The sequence below is a fragment of the Paenibacillus sp. HGF5 genome, from assembly GCF_000204455.1.
In the GTDB taxonomy this organism is placed as follows: domain Bacteria; phylum Bacillota; class Bacilli; order Paenibacillales; family Paenibacillaceae; genus Paenibacillus_AQ; species Paenibacillus_AQ lautus_A.
Genome location: NZ_AEXS01000063.1, coordinates 38045 through 62792, shown reverse-complemented (window position 1 = coordinate 62792; position 24748 = coordinate 38045). Strand labels below are relative to the sequence as shown.

The window sequence follows — 24748 nt, the reverse complement described above, 5'->3', positions numbered from 1 at the left end:
CGCTGCGCAGGCGGCGGCACCGCAGCGGCGCCAGCGGCTTGAGGCCGCGGCAGCCGAGCTGCGCGCAGCGGCGGCCCTGCTGGCGCCGCACCCCGCGCTGGCATCGGCCGCGCGGGATCTGACCGCCCGCGCGGATGCGCTTGCGGGCGGCTCGTTCACTCTGGCGCTGTTCGGAGCGTTCAGCGCCGGAAAGTCCTCCTTCGCCAATGCGCTGCTGGGCGAGTCGGTCCTGCCGGTATCGCCGCATCCGACAACGGCGGCGGTGAACCGCATATTGGCACCGGCCGAAGGAAGATCTCATGGTACCGCAGATGTGCGTATGAAGAGCCGCGATATGTGGTGGGACGATTTGAAGTATTCCTTCGGCGTGCTGGGTCTCCAAGAACCGAATCCGGCCAATTGGCGGAGCGTGGCTGACGGTTTGAATCCGGCCGGAATTCACCCGGCGGGACTGCCGCATTACGGGTTCCTGAAGGCTGCCGCTTCCGGTTGGGATGAGATGGAGCCCAGGCTGGGCGCGACGGAAACGGTAGAACTGGCCGAATATCGGGGATACGTGGCGGACGAAACCAAATCCTGTTTTGTCGACGGGATCGATCTGTATTACAGCTGTCCGATGACGGAGCAAGGGATCGTGCTGGTGGATACGCCGGGAGCGGATTCCCTGCATGCCCGGCACACCGGCGTCACCTTCAACTATATTAAGAATGCGGATGCCATTGTTTACGTAACGTATTACAACCATGCCTTCTCCAAAGCGGACCGGCAATTCCTGTCCCAGCTGGGCAGGGTCAAAGACAGCTTTGCCCTGGATAAAATGTTCTTTATCGTCAATGCGGCTGATCTAGCTCAGTCCGAAGACGAGCTGAATGAGGTGGTGAAGCATGTGCGCACCAATCTTACAGCCAGCGGCGTAGGCAGCCCGCATATCTTCCCCGTCTCCAGTCTGGCTGCGCTGGACAGTAAGCGGCAAGGGGACGAGGAGAAATTGCAGGCATCGGGATTCCCTGTTTTCGAAAAAGCGCTGGGCCGATTTGCGGTGGAAGAGCTGCCAAGGCTGTCCCAGCGTGCCGGTTATGATGAGATCGCTTCTGTAAGGGACCGTATCCGGGGGTGGGCTGAAATGGCCGCTCAGGATGAGACCACGCGCAAGCGGAAAATCGGGGAGCTGGAAGTGGTGCAAAACCAAGCCATGGCCCGCCTAAACGCTTTGGCGGAGCAGGAAATGGCCCGCGACATCGGTCAAGAAAGCAGCGAGCTGCTGTTTCACGTGCGGCAGCGGCTGGATTATGCCATGAACCGCTTTTTTCAGGAGTCGTTTAATCCTTCCGTGCTTCGGGAGGATGCAGGCCATTTGAAATCGGCATTTGCGGCTTGCGGGCGTGATTTGATGCGGACGATGTCCGTAGAGCTGGATCAGGAATTATGGGCCACCACGCTTCGTTTGGAGACGGCCGGCCGCAAATTAACCGAAGCTGCGGCATTTAAGGCCGCAGCCGATATCAACGGCATGGCCGAGGGTCTGTCACTGGCCATACGCCGGGATCCGGACTGGGCACCGCCGGAGCTGGAAGAAACGGAGCTGCAAATCCAAGGGGAATGGTTAACCTTCTGGTCGACCTTTAAGAATCCCAAACATTTCTTTGAGGGCGGCGGAAGTTCCAAGCTGCGCGAAGCGGCTGAGCCGAAAGTGAAGGAAGCCGTGGCGGGTGTGGTCGGCCTGCGGGAAGAGCAGCTGACGGACCACTATGTTCGAATGAGCGAACGTTCACTGCAGCATCATGTATCCGCTTTGGAGGAACAGCTGAAGGAATCCATGGCTGCCATACTGGGTTCGCTGCAGGACGGCCAGTCTCCGTTGATGTGGCGTCAACTGGCGGATGATTTGGAAACCATGATGAAGTCAGCGCAGTAAAGACGGAACATTCCCGTCAGCATGAAGCAAGAGTTGCAATAGAATAGCAGCATGAGTGCAGACTTCCGGTAAGGCCCGTTCCCTTTTTACCGGATGAATGAACGCCAATCACATGTTGAACCATCGAAAGACGTCCCATATGCCATCCGTGGCGGGGCGTCTTTCGTCCTATTATTATCGATGGACCGCTCTTCTGATGAAAGCGGCACAGGACGATATGGCATATTTTTATCCGCTGCAGCGAACGTGAATAGGATGAAACCAGCTTAGGATATTACCCTTTTTCAAGCATGTTCAAAAAAGTCGAAAATAGCGGATAAAGCCTAACGGTTGAAGGGACTGACAATGTGATTATATCCCCTAGTAATGATGAGAATTCCCGATGATTTCATCATGAAACAATGATAAGTTATACTATTTGCCCCCTTTAGGTCCTTTTGGCTCATTTATGACGGTTTTCTCTCTTTGCCGCGGGTTCGGGTCGATGATAAACTTCATAAATGCTACATAACCTGAACGTAAAAAATCCAAAGGAGGATAAACATGAATGTTCTCAGGCAACTGCAGGGCTTCTTTTGGGAGAAACGAAGTTATCTTTTTCTTTCCATTCTGTGTCTGGCGATTGCAACCGCTTTAGGTCTTGTCTATCCGCAGCTGTTAAAAGTGCTGATTGACGATGCAATCAAGCTGGAGAATTACGGCATCGTACCACAGCTGGCACTCACCGCGCTGGGCGTGGTCATCCTTAAAGCTTTCATGCAGTTTTTGCATGGATTCTTTGGAGGGAGGCTGGGGAATTACCTGGCTTACTCGTTGCGAAACGCCTGCTATGAAAAGTTGCAATTTCTATCGTTCCGCTATTACGACACGGCTCGGACAGGGGATTTGATGTCGCGGCTGACGGGGGATTTGGAAGCAATCCGGATGTTTATCGGCTTCGGTTTTGCCCAACTCCTCAACCTCGTACTGATGGTGACTTTCGGTTCCATCATGATGTTCACCATCAGCTGGAAATTGACGCTGGTTACTTTGGTAGCGATGCCATTTCTGGTGTTCGCAGCTCTGAAATTCGAGTCCAAGATCCATCCGGCGTTCCAGGAGATGCGCCTGGCGCTCAGCTCGCTGACTACCGCGGTGCAGGAGAATATTACGGGTGTTCGTACCGTTAAATCCTTTGCTCGCGAGCCTCACGAAGTGGAGAAATTCTCCGAACGGAATGAGCGTTACAAAACCAATCAGATATTCGCCTCTTCCCTGTGGGCCCGTTATTTCCCGATGATGGAGCTCTTTGCGAATGTCAGCGTCGTCATTTTGCTTGCCGTCGGGGGCGCCATGGTTATTCAAGGTTCGATGACGGTAGGGGAACTGGCAGCATTCTTCACTTTAATTTGGTACATAATCGGACCTCTTTGGGGGATCGGGTTCCACATTAACAACTATACGCAGTCGAAGGCTTCGGGTGAACGGGTGCTGGAGCTGTTGAATCAGCCCATTGATGTCGAAGACCGTGAGCGTGCGGTAGATTTGGTGCCAAGCCAGGTGAAGGGTCATGTCGTGTTCGACAATGTCACCTTTGCTTACGGCAACAAGATGGCTGCTGTCAAAGATATCAATCTGGATGCTCGTCCCGGCTCCGTGATCGGTTTGCTGGGGGGAACAGGTTCGGGGAAGTCAACCATTATCCAGCTCTTGATGCATGCCTATAACGTGAATCAGGGCAGCATCAAATTAGACGGCGTGAACATCAACGATATTAAGGTACGGAGTCTGCGCAGCCAGATTGCAACGGTCTTCCAAGAGACCTTCCTGTTCTCGTCCAGCATCCGCAACAATATTTCTTACGGGATGAAGGACGTTAGCATGGATGAAATCATTCGGGTAGCCAAGCTGGCCAAGGCTCATGACTTCATTATGGAAATGAAGGATGGCTACGATACCATTGTCGGTGAACGGGGGATGGGTCTTTCCGGCGGACAGAAGCAGCGGATCGCGATTGCCCGTGCCCTTCTGAAGGACCCGAAAATCCTGATCCTGGATGATGCCACCAGCGCAGTGGACATGGAAACAGAGCATGAAATCCAATCCGGTTTCCAGGAAGTCATGAACGGCAGAACGACCTTTATTATCGCTCACCGTATTTCTTCCTTGCGTCATGCGGATGAAATTCTCGTTCTGGATGAAGGTAGAGTCGTGCAGCGCGGCAAGCATAACGATTTGATTGCGGTGCCGGGACCTTACCAGGATGTGTACAAAATACAATATGCGGACCTGATTGCGAAGCAAGCTCAAGCAGGAGGTACGCCAGGGCAGGTGCAAGCATGAACGCCAATGTAAATACTGAACCGCATCAGAAGCAAAAGATTCCGAGGCCGCGGAAGCCTTCGGAAGAAACCAATGAACGTTTTGTATACAAGGACGACGATGCGATCGAGAAGCCGTTTAACTGGACGCAGCTGACGCGTCTGATCTCGTATATGAAACCATATGCCAAACAGATCCTCCCGTTGATCGGCCTCATGATGATTATCGGCACGATTACGAAGCTTGCCATTCCGTTCCTGACGAGCTTGGCTATTGACCAGGCCATTGACCCGAAGGAAGGAAATCCGAGCCTGACCCTGCTGTATCAGATTACGATCGCCGTTCTGGCGATGTATATCATTCAATGGGTAGCCGGGATATTCCGGATCAAGTTTACGAATATCATCGGTCAGCGAGTTATCTATGACCTGCGCGCCGATTTGTTCCAGCATATACAGCGCCTATCCTTTAATTTCTTTGACAAGCGTCCGGCGGGATCCGTGCTGGTTCGCGTTACGAACGATGTCAACTCCCTGCAGGATTTGTTTACCAACGGGGTTGTCAATCTGATCATCGACTGCGTGCAGCTGGTCGGTATCGTAGTCATCCTGCTGTTGATTAACTGGAAGCTTGGTCTGGCCGTGATCGTGACGGTACCGATCATGTTCTTTATCTCTACGAAACTCCGTGTGCGCATCCGGCGCGCATGGCAGGAAGTAAGGATCCGGAATTCGCGGATTAACTCCCACTTGAACGAATCCATTCAGGGGATCCGGGTTACGCAGGCCTACACGCAGGAAGAAGAGAACATGAAATTCTTCGATAACATGAACCTGGACAGCAAAAAGTCATGGGATAGGGCGTCGGCCATGAACCAAGGGTTTGGGCCTCTTATCGAGATTACCGGGGGGTTCGGTTCCCTGATCTTGTTCTGGCTTGGTGCCGTATTGATTCAGCAAGGCGAGCTCACGATCGGTCTGTTGATTGCCTTTACCCAATATGTCGGGAACTTCTGGGAGCCGATCAACCGGCTTGGCCAAATGTATAACCAATTGCTAGTCGCGATGGCATCGTCCGAACGTATATTTGAATTCATAGACGAGAAGCCGAGCATTGATGATCAGCCTGGCGCGAAGAAATTGCCGACCATTAAAGGAGACATCAAGCTGGAGAATGTGGTGTTTGAATACGAAAAAGGACGCCAGGCTCTCAAAGGCATCAATCTGGACGTGAAGGCTGGCCAGTCGATTGCGCTGGTGGGGCATACCGGATCAGGCAAGAGTACCATCATTAATCTGCTCAGCCGTTTTTATGATATTACGGACGGCAAATTAACCATCGACGGATATGATATCCAATCGGTGACGGTGGAAAGCCTGCGAAATCAGATCGGCATCGTTCTGCAGGATACCTTCATATTCTCGGGTACGATTCGGGATAATATCCGCTTTGGCCGCCTGGATGCGACCAATGAGGAGATTGAAGACGTGGCCAAGGCTGTGGGCGCCCATGAGTTTATAGTCCAGATGCCGGGCGGCTACGATACCGAGGTCGAGGAACGCGGTAACATGCTGTCCATGGGGCAGCGGCAGCTGCTATCCTTTGCGAGGGCGCTCCTTGCGGATCCGCGCATTTTGATTCTGGATGAAGCAACGGCAAGTATCGATACCGAGACGGAATTAAAAATCCAGAGTGCCCTTAAAGTGCTGCTTCAGGGACGTACCTCCTTCATCGTGGCGCACCGTTTGTCAACGATCCGTCATGCCGATCATATCGTCGTGCTGGATCACGGGAAGATCATCGAAGAAGGAAATCACGACCAGCTTATGCAGAAGCAGGGGACATATCATGGGCTGATCGAAGCACAATACCGATTTTTGTAAAAACGGCTTAACAAAGGTTTAACAAAACGGACACAAATGTAAAAAAAATGTCGCTTGATACTTGCAATCTTCTTCATAAACTTACAAAATAGAAGTAGAGTTTACTCAGAATTCATAGAAGAAGGGAAGCATGAGGGTATAATGAGCATCGAAAGCGTAATTTCTGCGCCTGCACTGCTGATTCGAAACTTTGAGAAGAATGATTTGGAAGCTGTCACATCCTTGATGCGAGAACTGAATTATCCGACCACGCTCAACGTCATGCGTGAACGGATGGAGTCCATGAACGACAACCCGTTATACGGCAACCTGGTTGCCGAGGTTGATGGAGACGTCGTCGGCATGATCATGCTTCGTCAAGTCAAATCCTTCACTATGACCGAACCGGTCACTCAAATTACTTCGGTTATTGTAACCTCAAGCTACCGCGGCCAAGGAATTGGCAAACGACTGATTCGCGGTGCAGAGACATGGGGAAGACAGCATGGTAGCCACCTCTTGTTTCTCACAAGCGGCAACCGGGAAGAACTTGCTCCCGCACATGCATTTTATGAACATATTGGATTTGAAAAGGCTGGTTACCAGTTCAGCAAAAAGCTGTAGCCTGGGCCTTTTCATTAACCCACCCCGTTTTCGGGGTGGGTTTTTTCTTGTTTTGACCTAGATTATATGGAAGTTTAGAAGATTTTACCCGCTTATCAAAGATACAAGGAAGTCATTCGTTCAGGACCGGTATTGGTTTCTGGGGCCCTGAGCATAAATTAGGAATTCACAGGACTCCTTTCCAACAATTGTAGGATTGCCGAAGGTATCAAATGTGTTACAATGTGTTCGTAGCTGATTACAAAAATGTAACCAATGCCTGACCGTCCCACACCCTTCAAGTTCAACATCTTAGAACGGCGGTCAAGCAAACTCTACAACTATGAGCATAGGAGATGAGTATTCATGAACAACCATTGGATAAAGAAGATCGCAGGCGGCAGCATCGCGGCTGTATTGGCGGTCGGCATCATGCTGCCGACAACGGCTTCGGCTGCACCTGCTGATAGCAATAATTATGTAAACTGGCAACAAAAGATCCAGAAATTCCTGGAGAGCCAAGGCTTGGAGTCGCAGTTTAAATGGGTGGTCGTCCAACAACCGCAAACGGAAAAGCCTCAGGCGAATAAGCCGGCTGAGACACCTCAAACAAGCAAGCCTGAGACCAGCAAACCAGAAGCAAGCAAACCAGAAGCAAGCAAGCCAGAAGCAAGCAAGCCATCTACGACTCCGTCCCAGCCTTCCAAATCTGCGGGCACAACGGAGCAATCGAATTTTGCTTCCGAAGTTGTCAACTTGGTGAACACAGAGCGTTCGAAAGCTGGCCTGAAGCCGCTCACGGTGCATGCCAAGCTGACAACGGTAGCACTGGACAAAGCGAAGGACATGAGCAATAACAATTATTTCAGCCACACTTCGCCAACGCACGGCTCTCCATTCGACATGATGAAGGCTTACGGCATTTCTTACGGCTATGCCGGCGAGAATATCGCTAAAGGACAGCGCACGCCGCAGGAAGTCATGAACTCCTGGATGAACAGCCAAGGTCACCGCGAAAATATCCTGTCTCCTAATTTCACCATGATCGGTGTGGGATATTACAACGGATACTGGGTTCAAGAATTCATCAGCCAATAAGCACGGATCTTGTTTCACACGATAGGGCTGCCCCGGGCGCGCAGAAAACTGCGTCCGGGGCAGTCTTCTTTGCGTGTTTTGATTTGCAAATTTTTTATAGAAGTCTTAAGGTAATGTACATGAGGATTTTTTGTAGGGGGAATGTCATGAAGTCATCTGCATGGATATGGCGTATCACGGCCTCCGTGTCGATTATCGTAACGATTGTGCTTATATTCGGTTTCGTGTATGCGTTTAAGGATATTAATGATCCTCAAGGGCAGCCTTTGCTCACCGGCGGCGAATCCGCCGCTCCAGGCCAAGAGACTGCGCCGCCGAAGCCGGAACGGGCTCCGGAAGCGGTTCTGCCCAATGATCTGAAAGTGACGGCGATCGGAGACTCGCTTGCCAAGGGAACGGGGGACAGTAGCGGGGGCGGTTTTGTCCGCCGAAGCGTCGAACAATTGAACGGCGATGGACGAACGGCCAGCCTGCTGGCCAATCTGGCGATAAACGGAATGACCACCGAGGGACTTCTCCCTAAGCTGGACGACAAGGGAATACAGTATGCCTTGAAGGAAGCCAACGTCATTATGCTGTCTATCGGAGGCAATGATATCTTTCAAGGAAGCGGGCTGATGGAGGGGGCGGCGGATGCCGGCGAGCTGGAGCTCGATCCAGCCATGCTGATGGGCGCATTGCCGCAGGCCTCCGAACGCTTGCAGACGATTCTTGAGAAGATTCGGGACATTAATCCGGATGCCCGAATTGTTTATATCGGCTTGTATCATCCCTTTTCCGATTTGGAAGAATTGCTGATACCCGGCAATGTCGTGGTCTCAGCATGGAATCATGCGGTCATGGAGCTCGTAAACCGCGATCCCAATATGACGCTTGTCCCGACATTCGATCTGTTTCAGCATAAGCTCAGCGAGTATCTGTCCACGGACCATTTCCATCCGAACGGGGCAGGATATCAGGCCATCGCGGATCGAATTGTAGAAGGTATGCTGTAGCATGAAGAGGATGTCAGGTGGGGAGATGGAAATCGATGAATGAACAAGCGCAGGAAATCGTACTATCCGTCCAGCATGTAAAAAAGAAAATCGGTCGAAAATGGATTATACAAGATGTGTCGTTCGATGTGCGCGCGGGCGAAATATTCGGGTTCCTGGGGCCGAACGGGGCAGGAAAAACAACCACGATCCGAATGCTTGTGGATTTGATCAAGCCGTCATCCGGCAGGATCGAGGTCTGCGGTTACGATGTGAACCGCCAGCAGGAGCAGGCGCTGCGCTATATTGGATCCATCGTGGAGAATCCGGAGATGTATTCGTATTTGACCGGCTGGGAAAATCTCGAGCATTTTGCGAGAATGCAGCCCGGCATTGACGATCAGCGGATACAGGAAGTTGTGGATACGGTCAGGCTTGATCGAAGAATCCATGACAAGGTAAGCACTTATTCACTTGGCATGCGGCAGCGTTTGGGGATCGCCCAGGCCTTGCTCGGCAGGCCGAGGCTGCTCATTCTGGACGAGCCGACGAACGGTCTTGACCCGAAGGGAATCAAAGAAATGCGGCAGTTCATCCATCAGTTGGCCGAGGAGGGCTTGGCCGTATTTGTTTCCAGCCATCTGCTGAGCGAAATCCAGCTGTTATGTGATCGGGTAGCCATCATCAGCAGCGGAAGGGTGCTTGCGGTCGGCGAGGTCGATGAATTGATTGCCGGCAGCAGCGATCATGTCATCTGGGATCTGAATCCCGCCGTGCAGGGCAAACGAATTCTGCAGAAGCTGGATTATTGCGAGATCGTGGACCGCCCGGAGGATGTGCTTGACGATAATGTACTGGCAGGCATGTCACCGGATGCCGTTGTGACCCGTATGCATGCAGCACATACATCAAGGGCTGTGGAAAGGCTGGTTGGCGCTGGCGTGCAGGTCCGGGAGGTTCATCGGATCAATCCTACGCTGGAGCAGCTGTTCCTGCAGATGACGGAGGGTGAGAGCATTGAGTAATCTGTTGCCCCTGATCAAGAACGAATGCATCAAAATTATCAAGCGTAAGCGGTTTTATGTGGTTCTTCTGGTTCTCCTCGTCCTAGTGCCCATGTTTACATACGCCCAAATGAAGTCCGCAGAACGGAGCCGGGAGAAGTTTAACAGCGACTGGCGGCTTGAGCTTCAGCAGCGGATCACGGATAATGAGAATTCGCTTAGCAGCGGCAGGGTGCCGGATGAATGGAAACGATATCGGCAAATCTTTATTCAGCAGATGCAGTATTATTTGCAGCATGATGTGAATCCTAATCAACCAAACGGGGTAACGTTCACTCGGGAATTTCTGAACAATGCAATATCCTTGTTTATCCCGCTGCTCATCATGGCCATTGCTTCGGATATCGTTTCCGGAGAGCGGACGACCGGCACCATTAAGATGCTCCTGACAAGGCCGGTAAAGCGTTGGAAAGTGCTGCTGAGCAAACTGGTTGCCTTGATCATGTTCACGTCGCTCATTGTCGTTTCCACCTTTGTCATCGCTTACCTGATCTCGGGTCTCGCTTTCGGCTACAAGGGGTTTGACATCCCGGTATTCACGGGTTTCCAAATTGTCGGATCCGACGTGGATATGTCCGGCGTTCATGCGGTGCCCCAGTGGAAGTATTTGCTGATGCAGGGCGGTTTGGTCTGGTTTGTCGGCGTATGCGTCGGTATGCTGGCTTTTATGGTATCCGTCCTGGTTCGAAGCACGGCGGCCAGCATCGTCATTATGATGGCGGCATTGATCGCCGGAAATATTCTGACGAATATGGCGTCGGCATGGAGCAGCGCCAAATATTTGTTCATGGTAAACCTGAATTTGACCAGTTATTTAGCGGGCAATTTGCCGCCGATCGAGGGCATGACCTTGAATTTTTCCCTTGCCGTATTAGCCATTTGGGCGATTTGTGCGGTTATTGTTGCATTCAGTGTCTTTACGAGAAGGGATATCTTGAATTAAAATGGACAAAGCATGAAACATTTGTTTGCATTTTTTAGAGAACCGCGTTCTTCTAAAATATTGGAATGTAGAAATAGAAAACACGAGATACGTGAAATTGAAGGAGGAGCATGAATGGTCGAACAGATCGATATGTTTGCAGAGTCATCAAAGAACGGCGGTACTAACCGTTCAGGATACGATGCTGACGACATTCAAGTGCTCGAAGGCCTTGTTGCGGTACGCAAACGGCCAGGCATGTACATAGGGAGCACAAGCTCGTCGGGTCTGCATCATCTGGTATGGGAAATTGTGGACAACGCCGTAGACGAGCATTTGGCCAAGTACTGCTCGAGAATTGAAATTACTTTGCATAAAGACGGATCCGCGACGGTATACGATAACGGACGCGGCATTCCGACCGGGATGCACAAGACCGGCATTCCCACGCCGCAGGTGGTCTTCACGATTTTGCATGCCGGCGGCAAATTCGGCGGTTCCGGATACAAGAAGTCCGGCGGCCTTCACGGCGTTGGCGCATCCGTAACCAATGCGTTGTCCGAGTGGCTGGAAGTGGAGATTTACCGCGAAGGTAAAATTCATCGCCAACGCTTCGAATACTGGCAGGACAAAAAAGGAAAAGAGCATGTCGGAGAACCGGTAACCGGCCTTGAGGTTCTGGGCAATACGAACAAAACAGGGACGAAAATCACGTTTAAACCGGACGCGCGCGTATTTACCTCGGGAACGCATCTGAACTACGACACGCTTGCAGAGCGCTTACAGGAGATTGCCTTCCTGAATTCAGGACTCCGGATCGTTTTGAAAGACGAGCGGAGCGGGAATGGGGAAGAATTTTTTTATGAAGGCGGCGCAAGCCAGTTCGTGCAGTTCTTGAATGAAGGCAAGGACGTGCTGCACGATGTGATCCATTTTTATGCCGAGAAGGATGACATCGAAGTCGAAATCGCCCTTCAATATAATGCAGGATATACCGAAACGCTGGCCTCGTTCGTTAACTCCATCCCGACGCGCGGGGGCGGTACGCATGAGACGGGCTTCAAGACGGCGTATACGCGCGTCATGAACGATTATGCAAGGAAGAACAATCTTCTGAAGGAAAAGGACAAGAATCTGGAGGGGAATGACCTCCGGGAAGGCATGATGACCGTGATCAGCGTCAAGATGGCTGAGGTCGAATTCGTGGGCCAGACGAAGGACCAGCTGGGAAGCGCCTCTGCGCGGAGCGCGGTGGACAGCATCGTTACCGAGAAGATGCAAATTTTCCTAGAGGAAAATCCGCAGGTTGCCCAAACGCTGCTGAAGAAGGCCATTCAGGCCTCCAAAGCGCGCGAAGCGGCCCGGAAGGCAAGGGATGAGATGCGCAGCGGCAAGAAGCGCAGCGAGAGTTCCAATCTCGGCGGCAAGCTGACGCCGGCTCAGTCCAAGGATTTCTCCCGAACCGAATTGTTCATTGTCGAAGGGGACTCCGCTGGCGGCTCGGCAAAGCAGGGGCGGGATTCTAAGATCCAGGCGATCCTGCCGCTTAAAGGGAAGCCGATGAACCCGGAAAAATCCAAGCTGGCCGACATCCTGAAGAATGATGAATACCGTGCGATCGTATCCGCGATCGGCGCGGGGATCGGCACGGAGTTTACCGCCGGGGACAGCAATTATTCGAAAATCATCATCATGACCGATGCGGATACGGATGGAGCCCACATTCAGGTGCTGCTGCTCACGTTCTTCTACAGATACATGAAGCCATTGATTGATGAAGGCCGCGTCTATCTTGCGCAGCCTCCGCTGTATAAAATCGCCAGTAAATCCGGCAAGCTGGAAACCGTGCGGTATGCCTGGACGGATGAACAGCTGGCTAATTATTTGAAGGAATTCAAAAATTTTGAGCTGCAGCGCTACAAGGGACTGGGCGAGATGAACCCGGAGCAGTTATGGGAAACGACGATGAACCCGGAAACACGGACCTTGCTGCAGGTTCAAATCGAAGATGCCGCCAAAGCGGAGCGGCGCGTGTCTACGCTGATGGGAGATAAGGTAGATCCCCGCAAGCGGTGGATCGTTGAAAATGTCAACTTCGCGGAGTTTGAGGAATAGAAGGTGAATGAATGAGTTTATCGGAGCAATTTTTGCCGGCATTTCTGGAAGAGGTTGTAGGTGACCGATTTGGCCGGTATTCCAAGTATATAATTCAGGACCGGGCGATCCCGGACGTTCGTGACGGCCTGAAGCCCGTTCAGCGTCGGATTCTGTACGCCATGTACGATTCGGGTAACACACCGGATAAACCATACCGCAAATCGGCGAAAACCGTCGGGGATGTCATGGGTAATTACCATCCGCACGGGGACTCCTCGATTTATGAAGGCATGGTTCGGATGGCCCAGCCATGGAAAATGGGACATGTGCTTGTGGACGGTCACGGAAACTGGGGTTCCCAGGACGATGATCCGGCAGCAGCTATGCGTTATACCGAGGCCAGGCTGTCACCGATTGCTATGGAGCTGCTGCGCGATATCGAGAAGCGTACCGTGCTGTTCAAGGACAATTTTGATAACACGGCGAAGGAGCCGGTTGTGCTGCCTTCGCGGTACCCGAATCTGCTTGTGAACGGAGCTAGCGGGATTTCCGCGGGCTTCGCGACCGAAATCCCGCCTCACAATCTGCGGGAAGTAATCGATGCGTGCATTGCCGTCATGCAGAAGCCGGAGATCGAGCTGGACGAGATCATGACGTTCATAAAAGGCCCGGACTTCCCGACCGGCGGTATCATCATGGGCGGCGAAGGCATTTTGGATGCCTATCGGACAGGCAAAGGCCGGGTCTATCTGCGATCCAAGACGGACATTGAATCGCTTCGTGGTGGTAAACAGCAGATCGTCATCACGGAAATTCCTTATCAGGTTGTTAAGTCCAGACTCGTTACGGCGATGGAAAATATTCGTCTTGAGAAAAAAGTCGAAGGCATCGCCGAGGTTCGGGACGAGAGCGGACGGGAAGGGCTGCGCATCGTCGTGGAGCTGAAGAAGGATGCCGACGCGAACGGGATTCTGGCTTATTTGTTCAAGAAAACCGACCTGCAGATTACGTACAATTTCAATATGGTTGCCATCGTGAACAAAACCCCTCAGCAGCTGGGGCTTAAAGCGATGCTGTCGGCCTATATCCACCATCAGCGTGAAGTCGTTACACACCGGACGCAGTTCGAGCTGGAGAAAGCCGAGGATCGGGCTCATGTATTGGAAGGCCTCGTCAAGGCGCTCAACATACTGGACGAAGTGATAGCGGCTATTAAGGCCTCCAAGAATCGCCAGGATGCCCAGAACAATCTGCAATGGATGTTCGGTTTCACGGAGAGACAAGCCGACTCGATTCTGACGCTGCAATTATACCGTCTTACCAACCTTGAAATTCATTCCCTGCAAAAAGAGCTGGACGAGCTGACAAAGAAAATCGAGGGCTTGCGTGCGATTCTCGACAGCGATAAGAAGCTGATTGGCGTCATTCGCAAAGAGCTGATCGAAATTCGGGAGAAGTACGGCATCGACCGGCGTTCGGTTATCCAGGAAGAAGTGGAAGAGATCAAGGTGAATCTTGAAGTGCTTGTTAACGCCGAGGATGTGCTCGTAACCTTGTCGAATGAAGGCTATATCAAGCGTACCAGCATGTTATCCTTCACTCGCAGCGGCGGTGAGCTGGAAAGCTCGGGCGTCAAGGAAGGGGATTACATCACGCGGTTGTTTGAAGTCAATACCCTGGAGAATCTGCTGATCTTCACGAGCCGCGGGCAATACTTCTTATTGCCGGTGCATCAAGTTCCGGAATACAAGTGGAAAGATGCCGGTACAGCCATCGTGAACGTGATCCAGGTACCGAAAGAGGACCATATCGTATCGGTCATCCCGGTTTCGAACTTTGACGAAGCGGGCAAATCGCTTGTCTTCGTGAGCCGCAAAGGGCAAGTGAAGCGGACAGATCTCAAGGAGTACGTAACCAAACGGTCTGGCGCGGTTGCGGCTGCGAAGGTAGCTGCGGAAGACAGCATCATCCAGGTCGTTATGAGTGACAGCAATAAAGATATCGTGCTGATCTCGAAAGAAGGGATGAGCATCCGCTTCAATGAACAGGAAGTCAATGCCATGGGACGCGTTTCCGGCGGGGTTCGGGGAATCCAGCTTCGAGACGGGGACGAGGTCGTTGCGGCATTATGGGTGGAGAACGATGAAGGCGAGATTTTGACCATCACGGATCTTGGATACGGCAAACGAAGCTTGCTGTTGGATTATCCGGCCCAAAGCCGCGGCGGAAAAGGCATGGCCACGTTTGAGTTCAAGGAAGGCAAGCGGGTGAAGCCTAACGGCAGCGCCATTGTCGGCGCTTTCTATTGTCGCGAGCCGCTGCAGATTAACGCTTATAGCGAAGACGGGCAAGCTTTCCCGATTCACACGGAGAAAGTTCCGATTGCGGAGCGTAAATCGATTGGTAAACTACTGGCCGATGTCGGCAAGAACGGGCAGATTGTCGATTTGGTCAGTCTCCCTCATGCAGAGTCAGGCAAAGAAGGTTAGGCAAGAGCGAGCCTTTCCCTTAGTTCGGATACAGATTAAATTGAGATGAATGGACGAAAGCACCTTCGATGAACGGTTGTCGGGGTGCTTTTGTTGTATTTAGCGTTGGATGACGCAAGTTTAAATTTATACTATTTGACATATGTCTGGCGCTGTCGAAGTAAGGTGAATGTTGAGAAACGCCGTCACACAAGGCATGACGGGTTTTGTCGCTTGATTGGAAATTATATTTTTTAACGAAAAAAGAAGGATATTGGCTGGCGTCCAGCGAAAAGTTAATCCTATAAACTATTATGAAAATCATGACGCTGGCTCAAACCGAAGTTCATTCATCGGAGTACAGTGCGGCAAACTCAGATGGTATTTCGATGTTTGATCATGACAGACATAACGGAAGGGACGGGATAAACATGCATACTGCCGAATTCGCCAAGGTGTGGTCCAAGCTGGCCAAGGATTATAAACTCCATATGGAAGCCGGATTGGCCCCGACATTGACGGAGTCGCAACTCATGGTGCTGGAAGTGCTCGCTGAGCAGAAGCGGATGAAACCTTCCGATTTCATTCCTTACCTGGCTACAAGTCCGGCTGCCGTAACGATGCTATTGGACCGGATGGAGAAGAACGAATTGATCAAACGGGAACGGGACGCAAATGACAGACGGATCGTCTGGGTGACGATATCCTATAAAGGACGCGAGGAATATACGCGCGGATTACAGGTTAGGGAGGAGTACCTTTCCCGGATTCTGAACCGCATATCCTCGCATAATCAACAGCTGCTTGTCTATTTGTTAGGAAAGATCAGCACGGCTCCGCAGGAGGTTCTGGTCGAGGCGTAGGCATTTTTGATCCAGCATCCTGCATGGAACGAACAGAAGCCCCCATGTCTGGCTGCCTGTGGCAGCTCCGACTTTGGGGGCGGTTTCATTGTTTTGCTAATATTGCTTTCTAGTCACGTGATCAAAAATGAATCTTGGCATATTTTGATGAAGTTAAGACTTAAGCAGCCATAAAGCCGGCACGTTAGCGGGTTCCCATCCAGGCAGGGACGTATGGGTTTGGCGGCACTCATAGGTTTTGCCTCCATACGTGACCAAAGCTCCCTGCTGGTATGAAGTATTCGGAGCCCAGGCCGGAGTTTCCGGTACAGAGCCGTCCGCCGTGGTGACTTGCAGCTCATTGCTGGCTGGGGATACGTTGCCTGCCGCATCGCGTGCTTTTACGGTAAAGCTATAGGTCGTGTTTGGCGATAATCCGCTAACTGTATAGGATAGCGTGCTGCCGGACACCGTCGTAACCAGTGTGGTGCCCCGATATACCTCATAGCCGCTTACTCCGACGTTATCCGTGGAACCGTTCCAGGCTAAAGATACGCTTGTGGACGTCGATCCCGCAGATCGTAAATTGGCAGGAGCCGTCGGAGCTTGGGTGTCCGGAACGGGATTTGATGTGCTGGCGGTTAGCGGGCTGCTCGCCTGTGATACGTTGCCTGCTCCGTCACGGGCTTTTACAGTAAAGGTATAGGAGGTGCCTGCTTGCAGGCCGGTAACGGTGTGGCTCAGGGTGGATCCGGATACCGTTGCCACTAGATTGGAGCCTCGATAGATTTCATAGCCTGTGACTCCTACGTTATCCGTAGAGGCGTTCCAGGCAAGCGAAATGCTGCTGCTTGTAACACCTGTGATTCTCAGATTCGCCGGCACGGTCGGTGCCTGCGTGTCCTGATTGCCGCTGCCGTTATTCAGGTTCACGTCGATCACGTTATAGAAGGCATTGCCCGTATCGGCGATTTCCCATACGGCGAGGATGAGATAGTACCCGGTGCGGTCGGTAGGTACGTTACAAGTATGGGTTACGGTGTTCGGCGGTTGTTTGCCGCCGTCATTGAAGGAGCAGAACAATTCGAGATCTGCGCGTGCGAGGGGTTTGCTGGAATCCCAGCCTTTTTTCGTAATATAATATTTCCAATCGGATGTAGCATGGGCTGCGGTCAGCACCCACTTAAACGTGTTCGGCCCGCCGTTCATGTTCACTTTGCTCCAGCGGGTTGGCGTCTGTTCATACAGTTCGGTAAAGATACCGGCACCGGTGATCTGGCCATCCGCCGGTCCGCCGATCGGAAAGTTTCCTTTCCCTTCCAGGGAATGCGGTTCATAAATGATTCTGCCGCAGTTGACGTTCTCGCCGAGCTTGCACTTATAACCACGACTGGCCGGTGATTCGATATAACCATGAGCGGAAACGCTGCTTGCCGTAATGATCATAATGGTGAAAAACAACAGTGTGCTTCCTAAAAAAATCCACAGCGGTTTCAAATGCAAGCGGTGATTTGTTTGACACTGAACCTGATCCATAACAAATACCTCCTTGAATATTTAATTTGAAATTCAGCGGACTCCTGTTGCTGATCAAACCTCCTTATGCTGCGGGTTTACTTGCTCTGCACAAAACATGAAGGACCGAACCGGCTAGCGACTCCATTCATGAATTATCCTTGATCATCCTCCTCCTCGGCAGCCGTGATCTATATAAACCCCAAGATGAGGATTATACCATGATTGTACAAATAAACTAAAAAATGTTAAACTATTCTAGTTACTATTCTTTGCCATTCTTTGTTAAAAGTAAAGGGATAATATATTATGATAGAGGGATAAAATATTACAATATTTGTTATTCGTTACATAGTCATGCATTAGGCGTAAACATACAAAAAAACGAATCCAATGATGGATTTCGTTTTTTACATTTATTGATAGGTTCGTCATGTCGATCCCAGCTGGTCCATATTGAAGATACTCCAGGGATAAACGGAAGGCGGCATGGAACGAATGGAGATGTCCTCTTTGGTAACAGGGTGAGGGAATCCGACCAATACGGACCATAAGGCAATCTGTTGGCCGGCCTTGTTCACCTTGCTTCCATACTTCTGATCGCCGAACAGCGGATGACCCGCATGGCTGAGCTGTACGCGTATTTGGTGTGGTCTACCCGTGTGCAGTTCGATCCGGACAAGACTTACGCCTTCCGCTGCTTGGAGCACCGTATAATCCAGAATGGCTTCCTTGGCTCCGTCCGTCCCTTTGGAGGTAACGTGGACGGTGTTGGTTTTAGCATCCTTGTACAGCATGTTCACGAGCCGGCCTGAAGTTTTCGCTGGAACACCGTGAACGACCGCTACATACTGCTTAAGGAAGCTGCGGCTGCGGACGGCCTCCGATAATCGGGATGCGGCTTTGGACGTCTTGGCGAATACCATCGCTCCGCCCACGGGACGGTCAAGGCGGTGCACCAATCCCAAAAAAACGTTCCCCGGCTTGTTATAACGCTCCTTGATGTCCTGTTTCAGAATGGTCAGCATGTCGGGATCGCCGGTAGCATCCTCCTGCGAGGGGATGTTGACCGGCTTGGTTACGCCCAACACATGATTATCCTCGAATAGAATCGGCACGGCCGGATACGATGCTGGTCCCCGTCTGCTCATCGAATCAGGACTCCCATCGGCCCAGGATGCCGCATGGCAGGTTCATGCCGGAGCGGGTGATCGGCAATCCGATTTCGCCTGCGCTGATCAATCCGCCGTACTTCGGCTTCATGGTCATGGTGAGCATGTTGTTCAGAACGGTCGGGGAGATGCCGGTCGTGTAGGAGTTAATCAGCATGAACAGCGGGTTATCCGATACGATGCTCATGCAGCTTTCGAGAAATGGATACAGGCTTTGTTCCAGCTTCCACGTTTCTCCGCTTGGCCCGCGCCCATAAGAGGGAGGATCCATAATAATCGCATCGTATTTGTTTCCCCGACGCTGTTCCCGCTGAACGAATTTAAACACGTCATCCGTAATATAACGGATAGGGCGGTCAGCCAGGCCGGACAATGCCGCGTTTTCCTTGGCCCATTGAACCATCCCCTTCGCAGCATCCACGTGGACGACCTGAGCACCGGCAGAGGCCGCAGCGACGGTAGCTCCACCCGTATAGGCGAACAGGTTCAGCACGCTGATCGGACGACCGGCGGAAGCGATTTTGTCCATCATCCAGCGCCAGTTCGCAGCCTGCTCCGGGAACAAGCCGGTATGTTTAAAATTGGTCGGTCGGATATGAAAATTCAATTGGTCGTACGAGATGGTCCATCGATCCGGCAGCTGCTTTTTCATGTCCCATTGCCCGCCGCCGGACGAACTGCGGTGATAGTGCCCGTGTACATTTCGCCATTGTCCGTCTTCACGTTCAATCGGCCAAATGATCTGCGGATCCGGACGCCTTAGAATGACATCGCCCCAGCGCTCCAGCTTCTCACCGCCACCGGTGTCGATGACCTCGTAATCTTGCCAACCTTGAGCTACATACATGTTGAAAACCATCCTTCAAATAGTCATTTAGACTTTATTGTACAACATATTGAAAGCTGAATGCCACCAAGGATTCCCCGCCTGGGCCCAACCACTCGGATGATACGGGTCTATGAATTTCGGTTTACCCCAAATTTTCGAATGCGGAATGAAAACGGAATTCGCCATGAAGGTTATGAAGTGCGCCTTGCTGAAGCTCGGCGACCATGAACACCTCATCGGAAACGGCGAATTGGGATATATCGATTCCATGGTTTCTGGCCTGGACAAAACCGTAGCGTGGATAATACGACGGATGCCCGAACAGAAACACAAGCGGATAGCCATGCGAGAGACACCGCCGTTTCCCCTCTTCAATCAGTTTCCCGCCGATCCCCTGGCGTTGATACTTCGGAAGCACAGCCAGCGGTCCTAGCGCAGCTACCCGATGGGTATGACCGCCGTGAAGAAGGCTGGCCCGGCTGAACATAATATGCCCCTTGATGATCCCGTCCTCTTCAGCCACCATGGACAATTCCCTTTCGAAAGCTCCGTCTTCCCGCAATCGTTGTACCAGGATCGCTTCTTCCTGACTGGAAAAAGCCTGGGTGAGCAGCTCGTTGACCCGTTCATAATCATTCTCGGTTTCGGTACGTATGTTCATCGTTATCTCTCCTTCAACATATGGTTCATGGTTCTTCATTTCATTATCCGTGTACGTATAATCGTTCCAAACTATTTAGTCAGGCATTGCTACTCCGGCTTCGTTTCAATTTGCAATCCCTCAACATGCTTGCGCTTCATCAAATTGCGCTTCTTCCGGTTCTCTTTGCTTTCAAAGACGATATCCAGATCATAATCCTCCGGGTAGAGGTCCTTAGCCGCAATGTAGGGCTTTAACCGTTTATGGTTGATTTTCAATCGCTCCTGTTGAATCATGACACCGATATGCCCTCTAGCGTCCATGGTTTCATAAACGGTGCCGCTTCGGTTCAAATATGGCACATAGACCCGATCTCCAAGCTGATAAAGGGAAGAGGCGGGGGCTTCGTCTTCTTTGTTCTTGTCGTTTAAGGGTTGATCCGGACCCTCGATAGGGTAGGAATCGTATTCACCCGGGGTTGGTTCAGCGGCCCGTTCTTCGGTGTCCGAGCTATCCTCATGACTGTAGGCCGCAATACTTCTTGTCGTCCCCGCCTCCGTGATTTCCCGAGATCTGGCTATGATCGCTTCCGGAATCCCCAGCTTTGCAGCAATGACAAAAGCATAACTGTGACCGGCTTCACCAATCCGCAGGCGATAGAGCGGCTCGAGGGTGTCGGCATCAAATTCCATGCGGGCATTCTCAAAGCCTGCCGTGCGATCGGCAAAATTTTTGATTTCGGTAAAGTGGGTAGTGACCACGACCGTTGCTTGACGTTGAAACAGCTCTTCCAGAATGGCAATGGACAACCCGACGCCTTCACCCGGGTCCGTTCCGGAAGCCATTTCATCGAGCAATACCAGCGTGGAGCGGCCGGCCGTCTGCAAAATGTCGCGGATGTTGCGGATATGCGCCGAGAATGTGCTCAGGGCATGCTCTAAACTCTGCCCGTCTCCGATATCGACGGACACCTCGTCAAAAACGGCGCAATGGCTGCCCTCCGCTACGGGAACCAGCAAACCGGACTGAACCATAATGGTGATCAGCCCAACCGTCTTCAGTGCTGAAGTTTTGCCTCCTGTATTTGGACCCGTTATGATTAAGGTTTTATATCGTTTCCCGATGGTGAAGTCCAGCGGTACCATGGAGGAGCCGATTAGAGGGTGAACCGCGGATTTCAGATGGATGAATCCCTCCTGGTTCAGATCCACATTCCGCCCTCCGATGGAAATCGCGTATTTGCCCCTGGCTATGATGTAGTCGTAGATTCCGACGGTATCGGCGTTGGTTCTCAGTTCGTATTGATACTGCTCGACGAGTGCCGTCAAATCGCTCAGCACTTTGGTTTCTTCCCGGACCTCATCGGCTTGCAGGTGGTTCAGTTCCATCTGAAGCCCCTGCATATCGGCTGGTTCGATGAATACCGTCTGCCCGCTGGCCGATTCATCCAGAATCGAGCCACTTACGGCTTTTCGGTGCTCCTTCTTGATAGGCAGCACGTAACGTCCCCCGCGTTTGCTGACGACGTGCTCTTGCATGATCCCTTTGTAACGGCTCATCAGGCTGTCGAGCTTACGCTTGATCCGTTCCTCGGTTACGATAATTTTTTTGCGGATTTTCGCCAGATCTTTGCTGGCGCCATCCACAACGCGGCCGGCATGAATGCTGCGTTCGATTTCGGACAGGAGCGGGCGCAGTTCATGCATGGAAGAGGCGTAGGAACTGATCGTCGGAGCAATGCTGCTCTTGGCGGCCATATATTGAATGAGCTGACGGCAGCTTCTGAGATACTGGACCAAATGGCCGAAATCGCGCTCGGACAGGACATATCCGGTGCCAAGCAAATCCAGGATCAACTCAACGCCCTCCAGTGAGGGAATAGGCACGCTAGCCCCGCTTTGCAGCAGGGTTTTGGCTTCCTCCGTTTCATTGAGCTTATTACGGATGGCCTTCATCTGGGTGAGGGGGGCCATCTTCTGAATGTGCGCAATGCCCAGATAGGATACGGCAAAGCGTTCGAGTTCGGTGCGTATTTTCTCATATTCTAATTTGTTTAATGCCAATGTCTTCATGGGTTACATTCTCCTTTAGACTAAAATGGTGGAAGGTACTACAACGCAAAAAAAGGGCGGAAAGCGAACTACTCAGGTTCGCTTTCCGCCCAAAGACCGTTATTCCGATGGATATGGCGTGGGACAGCTCCAAATACCCCGCTGAGTAAAGAGGGGGGACCCAAAAAATCCGTGCTGAACTCAGCACGGATGACCATATCATATCGGAATAAACCCTAAAGGGGCTTCAATTGATATCCGCAGTTCTTAACTAATTCAACGGACGAAATGAGAATCCATCAAAAAATAAACATATCCCTAAACAGGGAATGCCCAGAATTTTACATTTCGACCCATATGAAATTGGGTTAGTTAAGAACGACCACCGACATCAAAATCTCTCCTTTAGATAAGAGTATGGGTTAACTATATCCATAAACACGGTCGGAAGTCAAGGCTTAAATGAGGATGCGTTTCCCGTAAAAAACTGTGATAAGATGAAAGGGTGACGCTGCTGCTAATCCTTAAGCCGTGCAGCAGCCAGTGATCGCTTATGACATGAGAGGAGCTGTATCCATGGGGAAATTGCTGACACGAAGTGAGGTTCCAATCGAGGCTACCTGGAATCTGGATGATTTGTTTGTCTCGCAAGAAGAATTTGAAATGGGTCTCAAAGCGCTTGAATCGCAAGCTGCTCGATTGACGCGTTTTAAGGGCAGGCTAGGCGATGGTGCATCTGTACTTCTCGAATGCTTGAATGAACAGGAAGCGTTGATGGAGAGCATCGGCCGAGTCGGGGCATATGCCAGACTGCGTCAATCGGAAGACGGAACCAATCCGTCCAACCTGGCGAATTCGGCCAAAACGGGCGATGTGTTGTCCCGCATCCAGTCCTCCTTAACTTTTATTGAATCGGAGCTGCTGGATCTCCAGGACGGAACCATCGAGCATTACATAACGAAGGAAGAAGGGCTGGCGCCTTATGCCCGAAGCATGACGCTGCTGCTGGAGTCCAAGCCTCACCGCTTGAGTCCTGAGACGGAGAGCGTGCTTGCATCGCTGGGCGAGGTGCTCGGTTCCCCTTACCGCATTTATTTGCGCAGCAAGCTGTCGGATATGACCTTTGATGACATTCAAGTGAATGATGAAACCAAGCCGGTCTCGTTCCGTCTGTACGAGAATTCCTACGAAATGTCCGAGGATACGGAGCTGCGGCGCGAAGCCTATGCGTCTTTTGCGAAGTCGCTGCAGGGGTCGCGTCACACTTTTGCCGAGGCGTATGCCACGGAAGTGAAGAAACAGGTGGTGCTGTCCCGGCTTCGCGGGTATGACTCCGTTACGGACATGCTGCTCAAGCCCCAGCAAGTGACAATGGATATGTACAATCATATCCACGATACGATTCTGAAGGAGCTTGCTCCGCATATGCGCAGGCTGATGAAGCTGAAGAAACGCGAGCTTGGTCTGGATCAGATGCTATTTTGCGATTTGAAAGCGCCGATGGATCCAGATTTCAATCCTAGCGTAACCTATGAAGAGGCTTGTGCCACCATTTCCAGCGCCTTGTCGGTTCTTGGTCCCGAATACGGCGAGATCGTTGAATCCGCGTTCTCCAAGCGCTGGGTGGACTATGCCGATAATATCGGCAAATCTACCGGAGCGTTCTGTTCCTCGGTTTACGGAGTGCATTCCTATATCCTGATGGCATGGGCGGACAATATGCGCAATGCCTTCACGTTAGCACACGAGGTAGGGCATGCGGGCCATTTGATGCTCGCAGCACGCTATCAGCGCATCACCAATGCCCGTCCGTCCATGTATTTTATCGAAGCGCCGTCAACGATGAACGAGCTTCTCTTGGCGGATCACTTGCTGAGTCAATCCGAGGATAAGCGGATGCGGCGCTGGATCATTCTCCAGCTGCTGAGCACCTATTACCACAATTACGTGACGCACCTTCTGGAAGCGGAAATGCAGAGAAGGGTGTACCGCCATGCGATGGCCGATGAACCGATTACGGCAGACAAGCTGTCCGAGCTGAAAGGCGCAGTGCTTTCCGATTTCTGGGGAGACGCCGTTGAACTGGACGAAGGCGCGAAGCTTACCTGGATGCGGCAGCCGCATTACTATATGGGACTTTACCCTTACACCTATGCGGCAGGCTTGACCGCTTCAACGGCTGCGGCGCAGCTGATCCGCGAGGAGGGCCAACCGGCCGTGGACCGCTGGCTTGAGGTGCTTAAGGCCGGCGGCAGCAAGAGCCCGCTGGAATTGATGGCCATGGCGGGCGTCGATATGTCCACGTCGGAGCCGATCTCCAAAGCGGTGGCTTATGTAGGCAGGCTGGTAGACGAACTGGAGTCCCTGTACCAATAGAACGAAACCGATCACTCGG

Annotated in this window: 17 protein-coding genes; 12 read left to right on the top strand and 5 right to left on the bottom strand. The window is 51.8% G+C overall.

All coding sequences use genetic code 11. The features are described 5' to 3' along the window. The 11 genes from HMPREF9412_RS10235 to HMPREF9412_RS10185 all read left to right on the top strand — a co-directional run. The coding region (locus HMPREF9412_RS10235; RefSeq protein ID WP_009591355.1) for a dynamin family protein at window positions 1-1915 on the top strand (1915 nt) is incomplete at its 5' end. A 543-nt stretch (window positions 1916-2458) separates the two neighbouring features. Further along, window positions 2459-4237, top strand: a complete 1779-nt coding sequence (locus tag HMPREF9412_RS10230; protein WP_009591365.1) for an ABC transporter ATP-binding protein — start codon at window positions 2459-2461, stop codon at window positions 4235-4237. Continuing rightward, a complete protein-coding gene (locus HMPREF9412_RS10225) occupies window positions 4234-6099 on the top strand; it encodes an ABC transporter ATP-binding protein (protein ID WP_009591381.1) in 1866 nt (621 codons plus the stop codon). The genes HMPREF9412_RS10230 and HMPREF9412_RS10225 overlap by 4 nt, the downstream gene beginning before the upstream one ends. A gap of 141 nt (window positions 6100-6240) precedes the next feature. Continuing rightward, the gene (locus HMPREF9412_RS10220) at window positions 6241-6702 is read left to right on the top strand and encodes a GNAT family N-acetyltransferase (protein ID WP_009591358.1); all 462 of its coding nucleotides are present in this window, start codon (window positions 6241-6243) and stop codon (window positions 6700-6702) included. A gap of 345 nt (window positions 6703-7047) precedes the next feature. Further along, entirely contained in the window at window positions 7048-7779 is a 732-nt protein-coding gene (locus tag HMPREF9412_RS10215) for a CAP domain-containing protein (RefSeq protein WP_009591387.1), read from the top strand. A 146-nt stretch (window positions 7780-7925) separates the two neighbouring features. Continuing rightward, window positions 7926-8774, top strand: coding sequence for a GDSL-type esterase/lipase family protein (locus HMPREF9412_RS10210; protein ID WP_009591346.1), 849 nt, complete (start codon window positions 7926-7928; stop codon window positions 8772-8774). Window positions 8775-8809: 35 nt separating this feature from the next. Continuing rightward, window positions 8810-9778: an ABC transporter ATP-binding protein gene (locus HMPREF9412_RS10205; RefSeq protein ID WP_036671850.1), complete on the top strand. Its 969-nt coding sequence runs from the start codon at window positions 8810-8812 to the stop codon at window positions 9776-9778. Next, window positions 9771-10760, top strand: a complete 990-nt coding sequence (locus HMPREF9412_RS10200; RefSeq protein WP_009591382.1) for an ABC transporter permease — start codon at window positions 9771-9773, stop codon at window positions 10758-10760. Before HMPREF9412_RS10205 ends, HMPREF9412_RS10200 begins: the two co-directional genes overlap by 8 nt. Window positions 10761-10874: 114 nt before the next feature. Then, window positions 10875-12854: a DNA topoisomerase IV subunit B gene (gene parE, locus HMPREF9412_RS10195; protein WP_009591364.1), complete on the top strand. Its 1980-nt coding sequence runs from the start codon at window positions 10875-10877 to the stop codon at window positions 12852-12854. Window positions 12855-12865: 11 nt separating this feature from the next. Next, window positions 12866-15325: a DNA gyrase subunit A gene (gene gyrA / locus HMPREF9412_RS10190; protein ID WP_009591403.1), complete on the top strand. Its 2460-nt coding sequence runs from the start codon at window positions 12866-12868 to the stop codon at window positions 15323-15325. Between the two features lie 410 nt (window positions 15326-15735). Then, complete coding sequence (locus HMPREF9412_RS10185) at window positions 15736-16167, top strand: MarR family transcriptional regulator (protein ID WP_036671860.1); 432 nt, start codon at window positions 15736-15738, stop codon at window positions 16165-16167. A gap of 153 nt (window positions 16168-16320) precedes the next feature. Here the strand turns inward: HMPREF9412_RS10185 and HMPREF9412_RS10180 are convergent, their stop codons facing one another. The 5 genes from HMPREF9412_RS10180 to HMPREF9412_RS10160 all read right to left on the bottom strand — a co-directional run bounded on the left by HMPREF9412_RS10180 (window position 16321) and on the right by HMPREF9412_RS10160 (window position 22374). Next, the gene (locus HMPREF9412_RS10180) at window positions 16321-17682 is read right to left on the bottom strand and encodes a lytic polysaccharide monooxygenase (RefSeq protein ID WP_009591351.1); all 1362 of its coding nucleotides are present in this window, start codon (window positions 17680-17682) and stop codon (window positions 16321-16323) included. A 410-nt stretch (window positions 17683-18092) separates the two neighbouring features. Then, the gene (locus tag HMPREF9412_RS10175) at window positions 18093-18812 is read right to left on the bottom strand and encodes an RluA family pseudouridine synthase (protein WP_009591383.1); all 720 of its coding nucleotides are present in this window, start codon (window positions 18810-18812) and stop codon (window positions 18093-18095) included. 4 nt (window positions 18813-18816) lie between these two features. After that, window positions 18817-19680 (bottom strand): class I SAM-dependent methyltransferase, encoded by an 864-nt coding sequence (locus tag HMPREF9412_RS10170; RefSeq protein WP_009591392.1) that lies wholly within the window; start codon window positions 19678-19680, stop codon window positions 18817-18819. 124 nt (window positions 19681-19804) lie between these two features. Further along, the gene (locus tag HMPREF9412_RS10165; protein ID WP_009591352.1) at window positions 19805-20323 is read right to left on the bottom strand and encodes a GNAT family N-acetyltransferase; all 519 of its coding nucleotides are present in this window, start codon (window positions 20321-20323) and stop codon (window positions 19805-19807) included. 89 nt (window positions 20324-20412) lie between these two features. Beyond that, window positions 20413-22374 (bottom strand): endonuclease MutS2, encoded by a 1962-nt coding sequence (locus tag HMPREF9412_RS10160; protein WP_009591347.1) that lies wholly within the window; start codon window positions 22372-22374, stop codon window positions 20413-20415. A gap of 555 nt (window positions 22375-22929) precedes the next feature. On the opposite strand from HMPREF9412_RS10160, the gene pepF reads away from it, so the two are divergent. After that, window positions 22930-24729, top strand: a complete 1800-nt coding sequence (gene pepF, locus HMPREF9412_RS10155) for an oligoendopeptidase F (protein ID WP_009591361.1) — start codon at window positions 22930-22932, stop codon at window positions 24727-24729. Window positions 24730-24748: the final 19 nt, after the last annotated feature.